General features: G+C 63.7%; 17 protein-coding genes. 15 read left to right on the forward strand and 2 right to left on the reverse strand.

All coding sequences use genetic code 11. The annotated features are described in order from the left end of the window. The first annotated feature begins 1 nt into the window (after position 1). From ABWK72_RS10870 to ABWK72_RS10940, 15 genes are all read left to right on the forward strand, one after another. A complete protein-coding gene (locus ABWK72_RS10870) occupies positions 2-418 on the forward strand; it encodes a hypothetical protein (RefSeq protein ID WP_367874815.1) in 417 nt (138 codons plus the stop codon). Between the two features lie 141 nt (positions 419-559). Next, positions 560-2,347 (forward strand): hypothetical protein, encoded by a 1,788-nt coding sequence (locus ABWK72_RS10875; RefSeq protein ID WP_367874816.1) that lies wholly within the window; start codon positions 560-562, stop codon positions 2,345-2,347. Positions 2,348-2,378: 31 nt separating this feature from the next. Beyond that, complete coding sequence (locus ABWK72_RS10880; RefSeq protein WP_367874817.1) at positions 2,379-2,912, forward strand: hypothetical protein; 534 nt, start codon at positions 2,379-2,381, stop codon at positions 2,910-2,912. Further along, positions 2,909-3,631 (forward strand): hypothetical protein, encoded by a 723-nt coding sequence (locus ABWK72_RS10885; RefSeq protein WP_367874818.1) that lies wholly within the window; start codon positions 2,909-2,911, stop codon positions 3,629-3,631. Before ABWK72_RS10880 ends, ABWK72_RS10885 begins: the two co-directional genes overlap by 4 nt. Before the next feature lie 47 nt (positions 3,632-3,678). After that, positions 3,679-5,487, forward strand: a complete 1,809-nt coding sequence (locus ABWK72_RS10890) for a type II secretion system protein GspD (protein ID WP_367874819.1) — start codon at positions 3,679-3,681, stop codon at positions 5,485-5,487. A 62-nt stretch (positions 5,488-5,549) separates the two neighbouring features. Then, positions 5,550-6,125: a hypothetical protein gene (locus tag ABWK72_RS10895; RefSeq protein WP_367874820.1), complete on the forward strand. Its 576-nt coding sequence runs from the start codon at positions 5,550-5,552 to the stop codon at positions 6,123-6,125. Between the two features lie 14 nt (positions 6,126-6,139). Then, positions 6,140-7,816: a GspE/PulE family protein gene (locus ABWK72_RS10900; protein ID WP_367874821.1), complete on the forward strand. Its 1,677-nt coding sequence runs from the start codon at positions 6,140-6,142 to the stop codon at positions 7,814-7,816. Next, positions 7,809-8,948, forward strand: a complete 1,140-nt coding sequence (locus ABWK72_RS10905; protein WP_367874822.1) for a type II secretion system F family protein — start codon at positions 7,809-7,811, stop codon at positions 8,946-8,948. The genes ABWK72_RS10900 and ABWK72_RS10905 overlap by 8 nt, the downstream gene beginning before the upstream one ends. Before the next feature lie 24 nt (positions 8,949-8,972). After that, on the forward strand, positions 8,973-9,386 hold the full coding sequence (locus ABWK72_RS10910; protein ID WP_367874823.1) for a hypothetical protein: 414 nt from the start codon (positions 8,973-8,975) through the stop codon (positions 9,384-9,386). Positions 9,387-9,461: 75 nt separating this feature from the next. Beyond that, entirely contained in the window at positions 9,462-9,800 is a 339-nt protein-coding gene (locus ABWK72_RS10915) for a type II secretion system protein (RefSeq protein ID WP_367874824.1), read from the forward strand. A gap of 79 nt (positions 9,801-9,879) precedes the next feature. Continuing rightward, positions 9,880-10,386 carry a hypothetical protein gene (locus tag ABWK72_RS10920; protein ID WP_367874825.1) on the forward strand — a complete coding sequence of 169 codons (507 nt, stop codon included), beginning with the start codon at positions 9,880-9,882 and terminating at the stop codon, positions 10,384-10,386. A 4-nt stretch (positions 10,387-10,390) separates the two neighbouring features. Beyond that, positions 10,391-11,179, forward strand: coding sequence for a hypothetical protein (locus ABWK72_RS10925; protein ID WP_367874826.1), 789 nt, complete (start codon positions 10,391-10,393; stop codon positions 11,177-11,179). Next, positions 11,176-11,880: a hypothetical protein gene (locus tag ABWK72_RS10930; protein WP_367874827.1), complete on the forward strand. Its 705-nt coding sequence runs from the start codon at positions 11,176-11,178 to the stop codon at positions 11,878-11,880. The genes ABWK72_RS10925 and ABWK72_RS10930 overlap by 4 nt, the downstream gene beginning before the upstream one ends. Further along, on the forward strand, positions 11,877-12,407 hold the full coding sequence (locus ABWK72_RS10935) for a hypothetical protein (protein ID WP_367874828.1): 531 nt from the start codon (positions 11,877-11,879) through the stop codon (positions 12,405-12,407). Before ABWK72_RS10930 ends, ABWK72_RS10935 begins: the two co-directional genes overlap by 4 nt. A 120-nt stretch (positions 12,408-12,527) precedes the next feature. Further along, the gene (locus tag ABWK72_RS10940) at positions 12,528-13,412 is read left to right on the forward strand and encodes an alpha/beta hydrolase (RefSeq protein ID WP_367874829.1); all 885 of its coding nucleotides are present in this window, start codon (positions 12,528-12,530) and stop codon (positions 13,410-13,412) included. On the opposite strand, the gene rpiB is transcribed toward ABWK72_RS10940, so the two are convergent. Beyond that, entirely contained in the window at positions 13,409-15,082 is a 1,674-nt protein-coding gene (gene rpiB / locus ABWK72_RS10945; protein WP_367874830.1) for a ribose 5-phosphate isomerase B, read from the reverse strand. The two genes, ABWK72_RS10940 and rpiB, sit on opposite strands and share 4 nt — an antisense overlap. A 175-nt stretch (positions 15,083-15,257) precedes the next feature. Next, the gene (locus ABWK72_RS10950; protein ID WP_367875332.1) at positions 15,258-15,752 is read right to left on the reverse strand and encodes a low molecular weight protein arginine phosphatase; all 495 of its coding nucleotides are present in this window, start codon (positions 15,750-15,752) and stop codon (positions 15,258-15,260) included.

The following is a 15,752-nucleotide window of genomic DNA, read 5'->3' on the forward strand; positions in this document are numbered from 1 at the left end:
CATGAAACTGACACGTACCTCCAAGCGCGCAAGCGGCATGACCCTCCTCGAATTGACGGTCGTCATCCTCGTCTTGCTTTCGCTTATCTCGATCCTCTTCGTGGGCGCCCGCGCTTGGAAGAAGGGTTCCGACCGCGCTGCCAACATCATGAACATCCGCAACGCCCAGCAGGCCGTTCGTGCACACCAGAACATGCAGGGCCTGCTTGAAGGCACTCCGATCGCGGAGACCGCGATCTTCGGCGACGGCACCGCCGCCAACCAAGGTTACCTCAAGAAGCCTACGCCTCCGTCGGCTGACATCGCCCCCGCATACGAATTCGACCCCCTGATTCCGATTATCGGTGACCTCTACATCACCAACGCCATCGGCAACCCCGATTACGCTCCGGCCTCGGATACCTACGCCGATTGGTGATCGCAGCGCTCTTTCGGGCAGATCACTCGGATCCGCCTGAACCAGCCATTGTCTCCCGTCCGCCTCCGGGCGGGCGGGAGACCCCTTTCCCCCACCTTTTTCTCCCCCCGATGATGTTCCCACCCTTACCCACCCAATCCCTTGGTCGCCTACCAACATCCCTCGGGGCTCAATCCACTGCAGCGCTTCCGCCAGGCCGGCGCGATCCTGCGGGGCACGAGCCGTGCGGCTAATCCCGCTTGGTATCTCAACGCGCTCGAGCTGGACCTCCAGCTCCACTTGCGCGTCGATGGAAACCGGGCTGATTCCTGGCTTTTCGACCGCCGGACCCATGCTTGGACGGCGGGTCCCGTGCTGGACGAAGCCTGCGCGCTGGACGCCACCCTGATCCCGGCCTTTGCCGAGGAGGTGCTGGCCGCTGCCAGAAAGGCGGGTGCCCCGGCGATTGGCCTGATCCTTCATCTCGCGGATGAATTCGCGACTTCCGAGCTCAAGCCCGAGCTCGACAATCCGGGCGCGCTGACGGAACTGCGCACCCAGATCGAAAACGATCCGAAGGCCGTTCTGGACGACTCCTCTGTCACGGCCGCGGACAATTCCTGGCGCCTGGTGCCCTATCCTGCCGCCGGCAGCGAAGCGATCGCCACCACCATGTGCGTGAGCCGCCGCTGGGCCGCTTTCCTCGATGAACTCCGGCGCTACGGCGAGGAGAAGAATTTCCCGATCGTCACCCGTGCGGTGAGCGCGCCCCTGCTGTGCCTGCTGGCACTACCGGACTTGAAGTTGGATGCGGTGAACCGGCCGCTGATCGCGATCCTGCCCTATCCGCGCTTCACGCTGCTGGCGTTCTTCAACGAGTACGGCGACCTGCGCCTGCTGCGCACGCTCCAGCACCGCGGCCAACGCCGGCCGACGAACCTGCGACATGCGACCTCCACCACGGCGGCGGCGCTCGAGCTCGCCGACCCCGAAATCTTCCTCTTCCACATCGGCGACAGCGCGGACCCTCAATTGGCGGCGGACGTACAGGTCGTCTTTCCTGCAACTTCCATCCACGAGGTGGACTGGCAGAACACGCGTTTCGCAGAACCGGCCATGGGGACGAACTTCCCGGAATTGCTGGTCGCCGCCCATCTGGCCACACCGGCGGAGACGCCGCTGGCCGCAGCACACACCTTCGCCGTCTTCCGCTCGGAAGGCTGGGCCAGCCAGGACCTGCTGCCAATCCCGCGCGAATCCGCGGAGCTGTATCCGGGCCGCGGCGAGATGAAACTCCTGCACCTGGCCAAGTTTGCCCGAGTCGGCTTCGCGGCCGTGGCGGCGCTGGCGCTGGTCTGGGTCATGATGGGGATGATCGCCATGGTCCGCCAGCCGGAGTGGGCCTTCAACGCGGAGAATTCCCAAATCGGCAAGCAACGTCTGGCGATGGTAACGAGCGAACGCACGCGGATCGAACACTGGGACAACCTGCTCGAAGACCGGTCAAAGGCTTGGGCATCCATGGAACTGCTGTCCTCGCTGTTCCCGCCGAAGAGCGGAGTTCTGACCAAGACCTTCTCCCACTCGATCCGGACCCAATCCGCCCCCGCTCAAGCAAAGACCGGCTTCGTCAAGGAATGGAAGATCACCGGCCTGGCACGCGAGGAAACGATGGAACGCCTCGCGCTGATGAGCACCCGCGAGGGGATTTCCGCGATCTTCAACGAGGTGGCGAGCAACACTGGCAACCAAGCTTACCGGACCGACGTGGGCAGCCGCAGCGTGGTGGTGAATGTCCGCACGCTGGAGAACTCGGGCTTCAAGCCCGCACCGTCCGAGGAAATGCTCGATCTCGACGAGACGACCTATCCCTTCTCCTTCGATCTCACCATCACCCAGCGCTTCGAATCCTCCGACCCGATGGCCGTGAAGGCATCGAAAGCCCCGTGACCCTTTCAGGCACTCCCTAACCGAATCCATCATGTTTTACCGTCAATCCATCATCATCTTCGGCTTCGCATTGCCCGCCGTGGTATGCGCCGCCGTCGTGGGAGGCGGCATCTTCCTGAAAGGAAAGGCCACGACCTCGTTCCAGGAGAAGCAGGCGATGTATAAGGCCTCCGAAGCGAACAGCATCGGCTCGCAATCGATCGAAAAGGAGATTAGCAAGAAGCGCGAGCACGTGGAGCACTGGAACACCCAGATGGGCCGCGAGACCGCGAACGCGATCGCTTCCGCCCTGAAGGAAATCGGCGACCGGCTGCCGCCCAAGGAATTCCAACAAACCGCGGTGGAATACCCCAACGGCGCGTCCGGCTTCGCGACGGCATCCGCCCAACCTTCCTCCCAGGTGAAGTTGTCCTTCCGGGCGACCTACCGCTCGATGCAGCGGGCCTTCATCGAGCTCGAGACCTTGATGCCGCAGTTGCAGCTCCAAGAGCTGAAGATCGACCCGAGCGCCTCGTCCACCTCAACGATGAACTTCTCGGTAACCTACACCGCATGGCAAAAATGAAGACGATCCCCACCCTTGCCCTGTTGGCCTGCCTCTCGCTCCCCGCCGCCCGCGCCCAGACTGCCGAAGGTTTTGATACCTCCGGCATGGCACCTTCGGCACTGGCTCCCGCGACGGCAATTGCCGCGAAGAAAGACCAAGCGACGGCTCCCGCACCCGCCGCCGCGCCCGCCGCGGAATTGAAGAATATCCCCTCGCGCTATGCCGGATCGGGCCCGGAGCTTGCCGCTTACATCGAAACCTACTCCGCCCGCCTCGCGATCCACAAGCGGCAGACGGACGTCTTCGGCCGCTATCAGGATCCTAACTTCGTGGCGCAGCCTGCGAAGATCCTCAACTCCGGTCCGATCAAGAACCCTTACGTGAAGGTGCGCGAGACTCCCTTCCCGGACGTGGTCGCGGCGATCGAGGTGAACACGATCGATCTTGCGAAGCAGCGCTTCCTGGTAGGTCCGCGCGAATTCCGCGTGGGCAGCATCCTGAACATCCGCCTGCCCACCGGCAAGGGGGTCAAGGCGCAGGTCACGAGGGTTTCTTCCAAGTCGATCACCTTCCGCAATGCGGAGACCGGTGAAGAAGCCATTCGCAAGATGGAGATGATGCCTGCCGGGATGATCAAGGGCACCGGCGGGATCACCGCCCCCGGCATGCAAGCCACCGGGGCCAATGCCCCGCTGGAAATCCAGATCGCGCCCCCTGCTCCCCTCCTCGCCCAATGACGGGGCCCACGCCCCGCACCAGCTGTCCCACAATACCTGCACACACCATGAAGCCTGCAATCGCCGTCGCCACGCTGCTGGCCCTGCCCACATCCTTCGTCACCGCCCAGGTGGACGGCCTTCCTGCCGCTCCCGACCTGGTGCAGGCGAGTGAACCCTCCGTTCCCGATCTGCCGCCGCCCGCACCGGCCCCGGCACCGCCTTCGGACCTCCCTAACATTCCCTCCAGCCCGCCGCCGCCGCCACCGGGTGCCGATCCGGTCGAACCGGTCGCACCGCCGGCCAATCCGGGTGCCGAGCCCGCCGCCCCGGACGCCGCCACCGGCCAGGAGATCCAAGAGTCCGAGGAGGGCTACATGATCAAGGACGCGCCGATCAACGATATCTTCCAGTTCCTCGCCAAGCAGGCCCACCGCCAGTATTTCCACAATGCCAAGCTGGCCACCGCCGACTTCCGGGTCACGGGGCACCTCAATGACGGCAACCCGCTCAACCAGATGGAAGAGCTGGCCTTCATGTATGGCCTGACGCTCTACACCAAGGGCAATACCATCTATGCCCTGAGCCAGGCGCAGCTCGGCCAGTTGCCCAGCGCGGAATTCAACTATCAGCTCCGCTACCTGCGTCCGACCGACATGGAGCAGATCACGAAGCTGATCACGCCGGTGCTGACGCCCGGCACCGGCATCGTGAACTTCGAGCCGAAGACGAACACCATCGTGATCGTGGATACCGCGCACCGCATCGAGCAGGCCAAGCGTCTGTTGGAGAGCATCGACAAGGCGAAGGGCCAGATCGTGGTGGAGACCAAGATCCTGCGCGTGAACAGCACGGCAGCCGAGCGCAAGGGGGTCAACTGGTCCGCCTCGCTCGGTAAGACCGGCACCACGCTCGAGGTCACCCGGAGCCTGAATTCGATGTTCGGTATCAACTCGTTCTGGGATCCGGAAGCCAACCCCACGATTCCGAACAGCAGCGGCATCGGCGAACTGGTGGGAATTCGCGAGAACCTGGTGCTAAGTCCGGTGCAATTGCGCGGCGTGCTGCGCGCCTTGGCAGAAGGAAACTTCGCGAGCCAGATCTCGAACCCGACGCTGATCACCGAGGACAACGAGCAGGGCTCGATCTCGATCATCGACCGCGTGCCGATCATCACCGCCACCGTCAACCAAGCGGAAGGGGTGAGCAACGTCACCGAAGAAGTCCGCTACAAGATCGACGCCCAGGACAAGACGATCTCCGACGATCCGGAGAAGCACCGTGAAATCGGCATCTCGCTGGTCGTCACACCGACCCTGCTGCCGGACGGCACGGTGCGCATGCGCCTGCGCCCGCGCTCGGCACAGATCGTGGACCAAATCATCGGCCAATCCGGCAACTCCTATCCCCGCGTGACGGAGTCGATGATCGAATCCCTGTCCCGCGTGCCGGACGGCCACTCGCTGGTCGTCGGCGGTTTCTACGGTGAGATCCAAGGCAAGGACCGCACCAAGGTCCCGATCCTAGGCGACATCCCGGTGATCAACTTCTTCTTCAAGAGCAAGGACACCACCAAGGAGAATTCCAGCCTGGTCTTCATCGTCACGCCGACCTCCTACGATCCTGCGAGCACTTCCGCTACCTCGCGCCAATCGAGCCGCGTCCATAAAAACGCGACGCTGACCCAAGATCACGACTGGATCGATCCGGAGTGCAACCCCGGTCCGGCCCACGAGCCGAACCTGAAGCGCGGCATCCGCGAAATGCGGCCGCAGGAAGCGCCCTACTACCCGACGTCCGCCGAGATGGCGCCGAAGCCTGCCCCGGCCCCGGCCGCCACTTCCAGAAGCCGCTTCAGCAAAGTCGGCCGGAAGTAAAGGATTCCCGGGCGGAGACGATCCCCGTCTCCGCCCTTCGCCCTTTTCCCCCTTAGCAAGCCATGTCATCCCCCGCCCAAGCCATGCACGATCACCCGGTGCGCAAGCCCGGCGATATCGGCGACCTCGTGAGGATCTGTCTCGACCAGACGATCCAGGCGATCCAGGCCACCGGTATCGCCACCGAAACCGAAATCGCCCGCGTGCGGGTGCTCTTCGAGCGCTCGGTGGCCAAGGACGAGCCACAGGATGTGCTGGAGATCCTGGCCCGCGTCCAAGGTGCCGAGGAAGAGCACGTGGGCGTGGAGGTGGCACGCATCACTCACGCGGTGTCCGCCGTGATTCACCCCTCCCCGCCCTTGATTCCCTTCGCCGGCAAGCTGATCGCGCCCTCCGCCTTCTACGAATCCTTCGACCACATTCACAAGACCGCACGGGCCCTGCTCGCACCGGTCATCTACGCGGAGGACACCGATGCGATCGGCACCGGGGCCCTCAATCCGGTGGCCGCGCGCATCATGGCGGATGAGATCCTGGCCACCGTGGACCGCCGCTTCGGCATCAAGCCCTTCGTCACCTCGGTCCGCATGGATTACGAGAGCTGGTCATTCCTTTCACGCAAACACTTCGGATTGTGATCGATTTCGATAGCATGTCTTTCAACGAGCTGATCAGCGGGCAAATCATGCGCGCGCTGGCGATGCACGATCCCCAATTCGCGGAACTGTCCCACGATCAGGTGGCCAACCGCGTGACCCGCTACTGCTTCATGGGCGCGGTCGCGAAGATCAACGGCTTGTCCTTCTTCCCCAGGGTCGCGGAATTCTGCGATGGTTCCCTGCATACCTACTGCGATCCCACGGTCCTCACCCGCGGGCTCTTCAGCCCGCTGTGCGTGACCGGCGACAAGCTGGTGGTGGCGGTGGCCAATCCCTGGAGTCCCCTGCCGGACGAATATCTCGCCCCGCGCTTCCCGGACCTGGAGATCGTCAAGATCGTCACCCTCGCCTCCGAAATCGCCCGCGCGATCGAATCCGTCGCCACCAACTCCGGCCCGAGCCGCTCCGAACTGGAAGCCATCGACGTCGAGGACAACGACGATGCGATCCGCGACTTCGACGTGACCACCGACTATGCCGAGCCGATGGCCCAGCTCGTCGCGACGGTGATGGCGGATGCGGTCAAGACCCGTGCCTCGGATATTCACTTCAAGGTTGAGAAGGAATCCTTCTACTACGCTTACCGGGTCGACGGCGACATCGGCAACAAGGTGGAGATTCCGATGAAGCTCAAGGACCGGCTGGATGCCTTCCTGCTGAACCTGATGAAGCTGCCCACGGAAATCCGCGCCACCGCACCGGGCATCTCCGGTCGTTTCACGATTTCCTATTTCCATCGCCCGATCGACATCCGCTACGAGCGCCACCGCACCTACCGCGGCTACCACGTGACGATGCGTCTGCTCGACAAGAGCAACATCAACGTGACGCTGGGCAAGGGCACCCTGGCCTTCGACGAGGAGACCCTCTTCGAACTGAGCAAGGTCATGAAAGTCCCGGCCGGGATCATCGTCATGTCCGGCCCCACCGGATCGGGTAAATCGACCACGCTGAACGCCATTCTCCGCGAGCTGAACCGGCCGGACGTGAACATCCTGACGCTGGAAAACCCGGTGGAAGACGAAGTTCCCGGGATCACCCATTGCGACTTGAAGAGCCCGAAGGAATTCAAGCCGATGATCGCCTCCTTCATGCGGTCTGACCCGGACATCATCCTGATGGGTGAGGTTCGGGACATCGAATCCGCGGAGCTGGCGATCGAAGCGGCGGTGACGGGCCACAAGGTTCTGACCACGATTCACACCCCGCGCGCCTCCCAGATCATCGAGCGCTTCGAACAGCTCGGGATCGAACGCTGGAAGATCGCCCAGACGCTCAAGGCCGCCTGCGCCCAGCGTCTGGTCAAGATCCTCTGCCCTTACTGCAAGGAGGCCAAGCACGGCATCTCCGAACTCGACCGCCGGACCTTCAACCTGGACGAAAGCTGGGCGGACATCCCGGTCTTCCAGGCCAAGCAAGGCGGTTGCACCGAATGCCGCAATTCCGGCTACAGCGGTCGTACTGCCATTCTCGAAATCATCCCCATCACCCCGAAGACCTCGGACATGCTCTCGAAGGGAGAAATCTCCCCCTACGACCTGGAAATAAAAATCCAGCAAGAAGGCAAACTTCCGAACCTCCGCCGCAGCGGCCTCCGCCTGCTGCGCGAAGGCAAGACGGACATCGAGGCCGTTTCCAAGGTCATCGACATGACATACACCGATGAGTAGTGCCTCCATCGCCGCCAACGTGGCCAAACAACAGCCGGCTGGAAAACCCGCGCAAGCTTCCTTCAGCTTCCTGAAGGCAGGGCAAACCAAGGAATTCAGCAAGAAAACGCTGATCGGCTTGTTCCGCGGCCTATCCTCGATGCTGCGCGCGCAGATCAACACCGCCGACGCGCTCAAGTACTACGGGCAGGGCCTGAACGACAAGGTGATGGCGGACACGCTCTTGAAGATCCGGGAAGAGATCAACTCCGGCGTGAGCGTCCACGAAGCCTTCCGCCGCACCGGCCGCTTCAGCGACATGGTGATCGGCCTGATCCAAGCGGGTAGCGATGCCGGCCAGCTCAACGAGGCCTTCAAATCGCTGGCCGCCCGCTTCATCAGCGAACTGCACTTCAGCAAGGCGATCAAAAAGGCGGTCGTGATGCCGGTCGTCATCATCTCGGTCCTGTTGGGGGCCTTCATCGTCTCCCAGGTCAAGATCGTGCCACAGGTGGAAGAGATGCTTTCGGGCGTGGGCGCGAAGCCGGATGGCATGACCGCCATCTCCTTCGGGGTCTCCCACATGACCCAGTCCTGGTGGAAGGTCGTAGTGCTGGTCATCATCGGCATCGCGGTGACGATCTGGCGTTCGGACAAGGTCCGCAACATGATCCTGGGCCTGGCGATGTCGAAGTGGCGCCTGCTGCGGCTGCTCATCCTGAGCCTGCGCCAGATGACCTTCCTGTCGACGATCAAGCTGCTCCACTCCAACGGCATCAACCTCGCCAAATCGATCCGGGTCTCCGCGAACAGCGTCAAGGGCACCCCCTTCTACGCGGAACTGCGGGAGGCCGCTGACAAGTACGAAAACTCCGGCGTGCCGCTTTCCACCGCCTTCGCGAAATACACCTCGGTGGACTCGCAGGTGGTACACATGCTCTCCATCGGTGAAAAGTCCGCCTCGCTCGATAGCCAGCTCGATATGCTCTCCCAGATGTATGAGGAGGATTCCGAGAACTACATGGCGGTCTTCACCGCGACCATCGGCTTCATCGTGCTGATTGCGGCGGTATTCCTGATCGGTGCCGTATTCGTGGGAACCTTCCTGCCGATCTTCCTGATGGGTCCGAAGATGATGAACAGCGGCATCTAAAGCCCCAACCAACCAGCCCATACCATGCAACTCACACGACTTGACCGCTATCTCCGCGAGCGCTTCGTCTACGAGACGCACATTTACACCCTGCGCCTGCCGGCTTCGATCCCGGCAGGAGCCATCGCCGAGGAACTCCCCGAGTCCCCCGGACGCAAGTTCAAGCACCGCTTCATCCTGCGCAGTGACAAGGCCGTGCTCGCCCTGATCGGGGAACTGCGTGATGGCAATCAGATGTTCACCACCCGGGTGGTGGACCGCGAGGCGTGGTACGTGCCGCTGATCGCGCCGCAGGGCAAGTCCGTGACCTGGTGGCTGATCTGGGCGGCGGTGACCGCCGCCATCGTGGTCGGCGTGCTGTTCCTGGGCAAGATGGCTTGGGCCAACGAAGAACTGCGCACGAACGCTGGCGAGGCCTTGAAACTCTTTACGAAATGATCCGGAAAGAGACGCAATCATTTGGATTTCCGTCTTTTCAATAAACCTTAAGAACCTTACACCTTTGCCTGTCCCATGAAATCCGCATCACATGCCGAATCCTCACGCGGGGGATTCACGCTCATCGAGATGTCGCTGGTGCTCTTCATCCTCATCGCCCTGCTGAGCTTCGGCTTCGGGCTGACGAACACGATCACCAATTGGAAGCTGGGACGGGCGGGTTCGGAGGCCTTGCGCACGGTTTACACCGCACAGCGGACCTATCTGGCAGATCATCCGACCACGGCTGTGAGCGCGCTCACCCCGGCGATGATAGTTCCCTATCTTCCCAACGGTGCGGCCGCCATGCCTACCGCAAAAGCGCTGAACAACGCCGTGCTTACCGTGCAGGTCAACGTTTCCCCCCTGTCCTGACGTTCACCACCGGCGGTATCGCCGGACCCGCCTACGATCCCTCCGGCAAATCCACTGACTCCCTCTGGGACGTCGGAGAATGAAGCAAATCCGCATCACCATCGTCGTCCTGCTCACCGCCGCCCTCGGATTCTCCGGGAGCGCCGCGGCGGGGGAATTCACGGCGATGGGCGAGTATCTCATCCTCCGCCAGATGAAGATCACCGGCTCCGGCCGGGTGGTGGAGGTCCCGATCAAGCCGCTGCCCCTGAAGGTCGAGACCGACGGTGTGACAGTGCGGGTCGCCACCGGAACCACCGGCGAGACCGACAATTGGTCGACTTTCAAAATCTACCGCTCGGACGGCATCGGCCGGCAAGCGACCAACGGCGGCCCGCTGGAAGTGGTCCCCGGGGTCCAAGCCACCAGCGACACCAGCGGCGTCCACAAGCACCTGCGGCTGACCCGCGACATGCTGACGCTGACGGTATTTCCCGGCGTCTCCGACCAGACCGTGGTCACCCACGCGAAACTCGTGCCGCCCGCCCCCGCCGAAGCGGAGCCACCAACCGCCGCCGATGTGCGGACGGAATCCGACCCGCCTTGATCTCATGCGCCCACTGCCCACATCGACCCAGATCGCCCCGGTCGCCGTGAAACCGGCACCGATGGCATCCACGCCGCAGACCTTGGAGTTGGGACCGCTGAACGGCAGCCCTTCCTCCTCGCCGAACCGCCGCTCGCCTGCCGCCACCACCCAACGCGCCTACCCTTGGCTGCTGGTGACGAGCACGCTGCTATCGGCCGGCTTCTTCGCGCTCTACCTGAGCAAGCCGGTGATCGCAGCCGGAGTTTCGCCGGCCATCGCCGAGAACACCTCCTACGAGCCGAGCCCGCCGCCGCCGCCCGGACCTGCGCCCGCCAAAGCGCCGGAATCCCTGCTGCCAAGCACCAACACCCTGCCGGGCGACCGGAACTCCAAGCCGCAGACCGCCGATCCACGGCGTCTCGGCTCCGCGGCAAGCGGTTCCGCCGCGACTTACGAGGAGACCAACCTGCGCGTCCAGCACGTCCTGAATGCCCGCGGCCCGGCCGGCGAGGATCTGGGCAAGGTCACGCTTGAAGTACCGGTCCTCTACAGCAGCCGCACGCTGCGCTGGACGCCGGAGGAAATTGCGCACGCCCGCGAACTCATGGTGCGGATCGGCGACTATCAGGAAAAGTCCCGCGCGCTGCGCGAGGAAGGTCGCATGCTCATGGAGCAATGGAACGGCCTGATGGGCGAGTCCATCCCCGCCGAAGTCTTGCGCGCGGACAGCCCGACGCTGACCCGCGGCACCCAAGTCACTCCGGCCCCCGGGCTGGATAGCTCCGAAGCCATCGAAATCCAGAACCGATGAAAGCCCCGCTATTCGCCTGCGCGGTGTTCGCCGCTGCCGCTTACGCCCAGGACATCGCGCCGAAGGACTCGGAGCGCGATCCGCTCTTGTCCGCACTGGAGGATGGACTGGAGGAACCCTCGGTGACCGTGGACATCCGCTCCACCTCGCCGCCGATGGTGCCCCCCGATTCGGAAGAGCCGGTGCTGGTAACCGGCACTCCGCCGGAAGCCCCGGAGGAAGAGGCCGCTCCCGCTCCGGAAGGCGTGACAGTGAACGTCGAGCCCGGCAGCGCCGCCGGAGGGGCGGTGGATGCCAAGGCCGTGAAGCTCCTGGCCCCCTTCCCTGCCAAGCCGCTGTCGCATCCGCCCGCGGGTTGGCGCTTGGAACATCCCAAGGAAGTCCCGGCATTCACCCGCGAAGTGCCTCTTTCGAACGGCACGCGGATCCAGCTTTCCATCCGCCCGCACCTGCTGGTGCCGGACGCAGACGGCGCGAACGTGATCGCGGTGAAGGAACCCGGCTACGAAGCGGAAAAGCGCTACGCCCAGACCGGCACGATGACCGCCGTACTTTCCACCTCCATCGAGCAACTCGACAAGGACGCGCTCCACATGAGCGAGGCGATCGACCGCCTGGAGCAGCTTCTGGGCTCGCTTCCTGCCACGGAAGCACCCCGCGCAACGATCGTTCAACCACCGACCCGCAAGCCGCAGCGATGAAAACCAGTTCCGTTCCGATCGCCTGCGGAACCGCGCTCGCCCTGATGGCCGGTGCCGCCGGTGCCCATTGGCTCTCCGTGCGCGACATGGTCACGCTCGCGTCGCTGATGCCGCGGCAAGCGCCCGGGATGCATGCCCCGGCCACACTGCCGGGCACACTTCCCAAGCCCCCGCCGATGCAGCCGCTGCCGGACGACGGTCTGGCCCGCGAGGCGAAGAGCGTGCTGGCGGCCGCCCGCAAGGAGCAGCCCGCCCCTGCGGCGCGCACGCATCCGGTGGCCACGGTCAGCCGCAGCCAGGCTGGCGGCGGCGGGACCGAGGACAAGCTGCTGCGACTGTTCGAGGACATGCTGGCTCAGAACCAGGAACTGCGCGACCGCGTGGCGGACACCAACCGCGACATGATGGAACTGCGTTTTCAGGTCGACAGCTACCACGGCCAATTCCGCCCGCTGAAGGTGGAGGAAGAGCCGAAGTACTTCGACGATGGCAGCGGCGGAGTCCTGCCGCCCTTGGAAGCTCCATAGCCGCTTGAATCCGCGCCGCGGATTGTAACCGGACGAGCGATTGAATTGGCCCGCGGGATCGCGTATTGCCTTGGGATGGCAACTGCGACCGACACGCCCCCGAAAAAACCGCGCCGCCGGATGCGACGCTGGGTGAAGATCACGGGGGCCGCGGCTTTGCTCCTCGGGCTCGGCTCCTGCAGCCTGACGACCAAACTGATTTCCGAGGCGATCGTGCACCCGACCCGCAAGGGCGTCGGCGCGCCGCTGCCGGAAGGCATGACCGCGCGGACCTTCGTACTGCCGGACCAGGTCGAGATCCACACTTGGGAAGCCCGCCCCGAGGGTGCCCCGAAGGCGGCGGTGCTGGTGCTTCACGGGATCTCCGACTCGAAGGCCAGCCAGGTGGAGACCCTGCGCTACCTGGCGCGGCGCGGGATCGTGGCGATGGCCCCGGACCTGCGCGCCCACGGTGATAGCGGCGGCCCTTTCGCCACCTACGGCTTTGTCGAAAAGAACGACCTCTCGCTGCTGCGCCGGGTGATGGAGAACGAATTTCCCGGGATCAAGGTGGGACTATGGGGCACCTCCTACGGGGGCGCGGTGGCGCTCCAATCGATGGGCGTCGACGACCAGTTCGACTTCGCGATTATCGAGAGCACCTTCGCGGACCTGCGGGACATCGCGCGGCAGCAGGTCATGAATCACACCTCGCTGCCGGTGAGCAATCTCGGGCCTTACATGATCAACGAGGCTGGCAAGCTTGCCTCCTTCGATCCCGGCGAAGTCTCGCCGGAGAAGTCGATGGAGCGGATCAAGGTGCCGGTGCTGCACATGCATGGCGAGGATGACGAGATCATCCCGATTTCGCAAGGCCGGCGGATCGCCAGTCACGCGAAGGACGCGGACTACCGCTTCGTGCCGATCGCGAAGGGCACGCACTTCGGCCTCAAGGCCGGCGATCCCAAGAAATACGACCGTGAGGTGAAGGCGTTCCTGGACCGGGTGGTGGATGGCAACCCCTAGATCGGCATCGGGAACGCCCGGTTGAAGGCGAAAACCTTGTCGCGGATCGCGTGGAGCTTCGCATCATCGCCGGTCACGGCGAGGGCGTCGGCGATGAAGTCGGCGACTTGCTCGACGTCTTTCTCCTTCATGCCGCGGGTCGTCACAGCCGGTGTGCCGATGCGGATGCCGCTGGGCTTCATCGGGGTGCCGGTGTCGAAGGGAATCGTGTTCTTGTTCACCGTGATGCCGGCTTCATCAAGCGCGACGGAGGCTTCGGAACCGTTGAGGCCCTTGGGCCGGAGATCGACCATCATCACGTGGTTGTCCGTGCCGCCGGAAACGATGCGGAAGCCGTGATGGGTCAGGCGCGCGGCGAGAGCCTGCGAATTCTTCACGATCTGCTGCTGGTAAGCCTTGAACTCCGGCTTCAGCGCCTCTCCGAAGCAAACCGCCTTGGCCGCGATGACATGCATCAGCGGGCCGCCTTGGATCCCCGGGAATACCTGGGCATCGATCTTCTTCGCGAACTCTTCCTTGCACAAGATGATGCCGCCGCGCGGGCCGCGCAGGGACTTGTGGGTGGTGGAGGTCACGAAATCGGCATGGGGAACCGGGCTCGGGTGCACCCCGGCGGCCACGAGACCGGCGATGTGCGCCATATCGACGAAGAGGTAAGCACCGACCTCGCGGGCGATCTCCGCCATCCGCGGGAAGTCGATCACGCGGGAGTAAGCGCTGGCCCCGCAGGTGATCAGCGAGGGCTTCGAGTCGCGGGCGAGTTGGGCGAGGTGATCGTAGTCGATCCGCTCGTCGTCCTTGCTGACGCCGTAGTGCACCACGTCGTAGAATTTGCCGGAGAAGTTCGCCTTGTGGCCGTGCGTAAGGTGGCCGCCGTGGGAGAGATCCATCGTCAGTATCCGGTCACCCGGCTTGAGCACGGAGAAATAGACCGCCGTGTTGGCCTGCGAACCGGAGTGCGCCTGCACGTTGGCGTGCTCAGCTCCGAAGATTTGCTTGGCACGGTCGATGGCGAGTTGCTCGACGACATCGACATTCTCGCAGCCGCCGTACCAGCGCTTGCCGGGATAGCCCTCGGCATACTTGTTGGTAAGGACGGAGCCCTGTGCCTCCATGACGGCGGGCGAAGCGAAATTCTCCGAGGCGATCAGCTCGATGTTGTTGCGCTGGCGGCGCTCCTCCGCGGTGATCGCGGCGTAGAGATCGGGATCGATTTCGGCGATGCGTGAGCCGGAAGACTTGCAGACCCGCGCTTCATGGCGACCGCCTTCGAAGGCGACAAAGAGGAAGGACTCGAGCATCGCCACCGCGGTGCCGAAATCGACGGTCTTCGCACCGAGGCAGAGGACGTTGGCGTCGTTGTGCGTACGGGAAATCAGAGCTTCCTCGGCGGTCCGGACATTCGCGGCGCGGACGTGGTGGTGGCGGTTCGCGGCGATCGAAACGCCGACGCCGGAGGTGCAGCAGAGGACGCCGTAGTCCTGGGTGCCATCCGCAACCGCCCGGGCCACGAGGTTGGCAAAGTCCGGATAATCCACGGAATCGTGGCCATGGGTGCCGAAGTCCGTGACCTCGTGTCCGGCCGCCTTCAAATGGGCGACGAGTTGGTCCTTGAGGTCAACTCCGCCGTGATCGGCGCCGAGGGCAATGCGCAGGGATTTCTGGCTCATAATAGCAATCGCTTGGGCGGCACGGAAATGGGGGCGGAGGTCCGAAGTGCCAAGTGAAAAGTGCCGGAGGGTTGAAGTGCCAAGTGAAAAGTTCCAAGTTCCAATGGAGGCTAAAAGGACAAAGGCGGAGCCGCCGGGCCGCCTTTCTTGGCACTTGGACCTTCTTACTTGGAACTTATCCCTGCCAGGTCTGATCGATAAACGCGACCAGGGTCGGAATCGCCTGGTCGAGCGTCTTCGCCGTCTCCTCGTAGGCCTTCCGCCCCATCCCGATCGGGTCCGGCACGTCCGCCCCCACCCCGCGGCCGGGGAGATCGACGAATTCGCAGGTCAGGTAGAATTTGTCCGAATAGTCGGGAAACAGATTTTCCAATGCCTCAAGGTGGCCGGAGGTCATCGCGAAAACGTGGGTGGCCTGTTCCAGCAACTCCTGCGAAACCGGCTGGCTGCGGAAGCCGTCCAAGCTGATGCCGCGGCTACCGAGCAGTTTGGCCGTCTCAGGATTCGGCTCGTCACCCGGGTAGCCTGCAATACCGGCGGAATGGACTTCGAAGTCATCGCGGGCCTCCACGGCCCTGCGGAAAAGGCCCTCAGCCATCGGGCTGCGACAGGTGTTTCCCGTGCAGATGAAAAGGACCGATTTCTTGGAGGACATGGCGCGCCGCACCAT

The sequence above is a fragment of the Luteolibacter sp. Populi genome, from assembly GCF_040801775.1.
GTDB lineage: Bacteria > Verrucomicrobiota > Verrucomicrobiia > Verrucomicrobiales > Akkermansiaceae > Haloferula.